The 3,253-nt window shown below is 68.8% G+C and carries 4 protein-coding genes; 2 read left to right on the top strand and 2 right to left on the bottom strand.

Translation table 11 applies throughout. The annotated features are described in order from the left end of the window. On the bottom strand, positions 1-1,182 hold a 1,182-nt coding region (locus ACR2JA_RS06220; RefSeq protein WP_434008240.1), incomplete at its 3' end, for an AMP-binding protein. Between the two features lie 135 nt (positions 1,183-1,317). Here ACR2JA_RS06220 and ACR2JA_RS06225 point away from each other — a divergent pair. Both ACR2JA_RS06225 and ACR2JA_RS06230 read left to right on the top strand, forming a co-directional pair. Further along, positions 1,318-2,361, top strand: coding sequence for an AraC family transcriptional regulator (locus ACR2JA_RS06225; protein ID WP_434008241.1), 1,044 nt, complete (start codon positions 1,318-1,320; stop codon positions 2,359-2,361). Beyond that, entirely contained in the window at positions 2,358-2,879 is a 522-nt protein-coding gene (locus tag ACR2JA_RS06230) for a hypothetical protein (RefSeq protein WP_434008242.1), read from the top strand. The genes ACR2JA_RS06225 and ACR2JA_RS06230 overlap by 4 nt, the downstream gene beginning before the upstream one ends. Positions 2,880-2,940: 61 nt before the next feature. Here the strand turns inward: ACR2JA_RS06230 and ACR2JA_RS06235 are convergent, their stop codons facing one another. Further along, the gene (locus ACR2JA_RS06235) at positions 2,941-3,078 is read right to left on the bottom strand and encodes a hypothetical protein (RefSeq protein WP_434008243.1); all 138 of its coding nucleotides are present in this window, start codon (positions 3,076-3,078) and stop codon (positions 2,941-2,943) included. Positions 3,079-3,253 lie beyond the last annotated feature (175 nt).

The following is a 3,253-nucleotide window of genomic DNA, read 5'->3' on the forward strand; positions in this document are numbered from 1 at the left end:
CAGGTGCGGCTGCACCAGGCCCACGGTGGACACGCGCTTGTCCAGCGGCGTGTCGGTGCTGCTCTGACAGCTCACCGGGCTGGTCTCGGTCATGCCGTAGGCGATGGTGACCTCGCCCATGTGCATGTCGGCCTGCACGCGCTTCATCACCTCCACCGGGCAGGGTGAGCCGGCCATGATGCCGGTGCGCAGGGTGTGCAGGTCGAATTCCGCAAAGCGCGGGTGGTCCAGCTCGGCGATGAACATGGTCGGCACGCCGTGCAGGCCGGTGCATTTTTCGTCCTGTACGGTTTGTAGGACGGCCAGCGGGTCGAACGCATCACTGGGGTAGACCACGGTGCTGCCGTGCGTGAAGCAGGCCAGGTTGCCCAGCACCATGCCGAAGCAGTGGTACAGCGGCACGGGAATGCACAGCCGGTCTTCCGGCGTGAGCTTCATGCACTCGCCGATGAAGAAGCCGTTGTTCAGGATGTTGCGGTGGGTCAGCGTCGCGCCCTTGGGGAAGCCGGTCGTGCCGCTGGTGAACTGGATGTTGATCGGATCGTTGGCCGTCAGCCCCGCCGCCGCCTGCGCCACGCGCGGGTCACCCGTCGTGCCCGAAGCCAGCAAGGCGGAGAAGCGCAGCATGCCGGGCTGCTCGGCGCCCTCGCCCGCCACGTCGATCCAGGCCACGGCGCGAAGCCCGGGCAGTCGCGCCGCCTGCAGAGCTCCCGGTGCGCAGGTGGCCAGCTCGGGCGCCAGTTCGCGCAACATGCCCAGGTAGTCGCTGGTCTTGAACTGCGCCATCGACACCAGCGCCTTGCAGCCGACCTTGTTGAGCGCGTATTCCAGCTCGGCCGTGCGGTAGGCTGGGTTGATATTGACCAGCACCAGGCCGACCTTGGCGGTCGCCAGCTGCATCAGAACCCATTCCACGTTGTTGTGCGACCAGATGCCGATACGGTCGCCCGGCTGCAGCCCCAGGCCCAGCAGCGCGCTGGCCAGCCGGTCCACCTCGGCCGCCAGCGCGGCGTAGCTGTAGCGGCGGCCCTGGTGCACGCTCACCAGCGCCTCGCGCTGCGGGTGGCGCGCGGCCATGGCGTCGAAGAAGGCGCCGATGGTCTGCTCGATCAGCGGCACGTCGGTGCGGCCTGCGGCCTGGCTGGGCGCGGCGGGGTGCGCGCTGTTCGACGGGTTTTCCATGGGCTTGTCTCCTCTGGCATCCGGGCGCCATCTGGGCGCCATCTGGGCGGAACGCGACCACCAGCATAGCGACCGGCGCGCTGGGCAGGCGGGCAATCAGGTTGCAAATCGCGCCATCCATGGCAGACTGGGACCATGCCCGCCCGCCCCACTGCCACCGCCGCCACCCGCCCACTGGTCGCCGCCACGCCGATGGCCTTTGTTTATTGCATCACCCAGGCGTATGCATCGCGCGGCCTGTCGCCGCAGGCGGCGCTGGAAGCCGCACAAATCACGCCAGCGGATGTGCAACGGCCAGACGGCCGCATCACCGCCTTGCAGATGGAATGGCTGTCCGCCGCCGCCATGCAGCAGTTGGACGACGAGGCCCTAGGCTGGTTTGGCCGCCCCCTGCCCTGGGGCAGCTACGGGTTGCTGGCGCGCGCCTCGCTCTCGGCCCCCACGCTGGGCGTGGCACTCAAGCGCTGGTGCCGCCACCACGGCCTGCTCACGCGCGACATCACCCTGGCCGTCCAGGTGCAGGGCGACGAGGCCGCCATCGTGCTGACCGAACACCGCCCGCCCGGTGGCGACGGCTCGCTGCGCGAGTTCTGCCACGTCTCGGTGCTGCGCAACGTGCACGGCCTGGCCTGCTGGTTCGTCGATTCGCGCATCCCCCTGCGCGGCGCCAGCTTCGCCTTTGCCGCCCCACCCCATGCGGACGCCTACGGCGTGCTGTTCGACGGCCCCATCCGCTTCGACGCCGAACAGACCGCCATCCGCTTCGACGCGCGTTATCTGGACCTGCCCGTCAAGCGCGACGAGGCCGCCATGAACCAGATGCTGCAGCGCGCCCTGCCCATCCAGGTGCGGCCCTACCGGCGCGACCGCCTGCTGGTGCAGCGCGTGCGCCAGCTGCTGCTGACCCAGCCGCAAGACACCCGCAACGCCGACGACCTGGCCACGCTGCTGCACACCTCGGCCCGCAGCCTGCACCGGCAGCTGAAAGAAGAAAGCGCCACCCTGCAGGCGCTGAAAGACGAGGTTCGCCGCGAACGCGCCATGGCCCTGCTGCAGCGCAGTTCAAGACCCGTCAAGCAGGTGGCCGAGGCGGCCGGGTTTCAGAACGAGAAGAGTTTTATCCGCGCGTTCAAGGGCTGGACGGGGATGACGCCGGGCGAATGGAGGGAGCGCATGTGAAGGCAGACAAAACGCCGACCGACGACCAGGCCCGCCAGGTCGGCCACCGCCGCTGGCTGCGCCTGGGCGCCAAAACCCTGCACGACGTGGCGTCCATCGGCTTTGGCGGCGCGCTGGCGGCCTGCCTGGTCATCAACCAGGTTGCCAGCCGCGAAAGCGCCGAGGCGTTTGCCGCCGCTCGGCTGGCCTATGGCACCATCGCGCAGTACCTGCTGGTGCCGTGCATGTTCGTGGTGGTGCTCAGCGGATTGATCGCACTGGCGGCCACGCGGGCCTACACCGGCGCGAGCTGGGCCTGGCTCAAGGCCTTGCTGGGGCTCAGCGTGTTCGAGGCAACGCTGGTGGTGGTGGGCTCGAAACAGAGGCAGGCCGAGATCGTGGCGGCCTACGCAGATCCGGCCTTGCTCGACACCTTGCTGCGATCCGAGCGCAACACCCTGTGGCTGCTGATCGCGCTCAGTGTGGTCAACGTGGTGCTGGCCGTATGGCGGCCCCGGCTGGGGCCGAAAGAGCGCTGAGGCTGGCGACGCCATCGGCGCAGACCCCACAGCGGCCGGCGAATGACCTCGGGGCGCGCACTCAGCGCTTGAAACCCAGCGAGGCACATCCACCGCAATAGACGCTCAGCAGCACGCACAGCAGGGTCATGATCCCGCCATGGTGGCGCCCGTACTTCAATGCCGGGGGCAGGAGGTCCAGCCAAAACACAGCGCCCATGCACAAGGCCTACAGCGCCATCACGACGCTGAACCACGGGCGGCGTGCGAAGTGCTCGACCGTTGGATGACGCTTCAGGTCATGCACCGGCATGTTGCGTCAGCCAGGCAGACAGCTGGTCCATGTGCCGGAACACCCGCGCCACCGGCAGCCCTTCAAATGCCCGCCCGTGCCC

It is taken from the genome of Hydrogenophaga sp., from assembly GCF_051007235.1.
In the GTDB taxonomy this organism is placed as follows: domain Bacteria; phylum Pseudomonadota; class Gammaproteobacteria; order Burkholderiales; family Burkholderiaceae_C; genus Hydrogenophaga.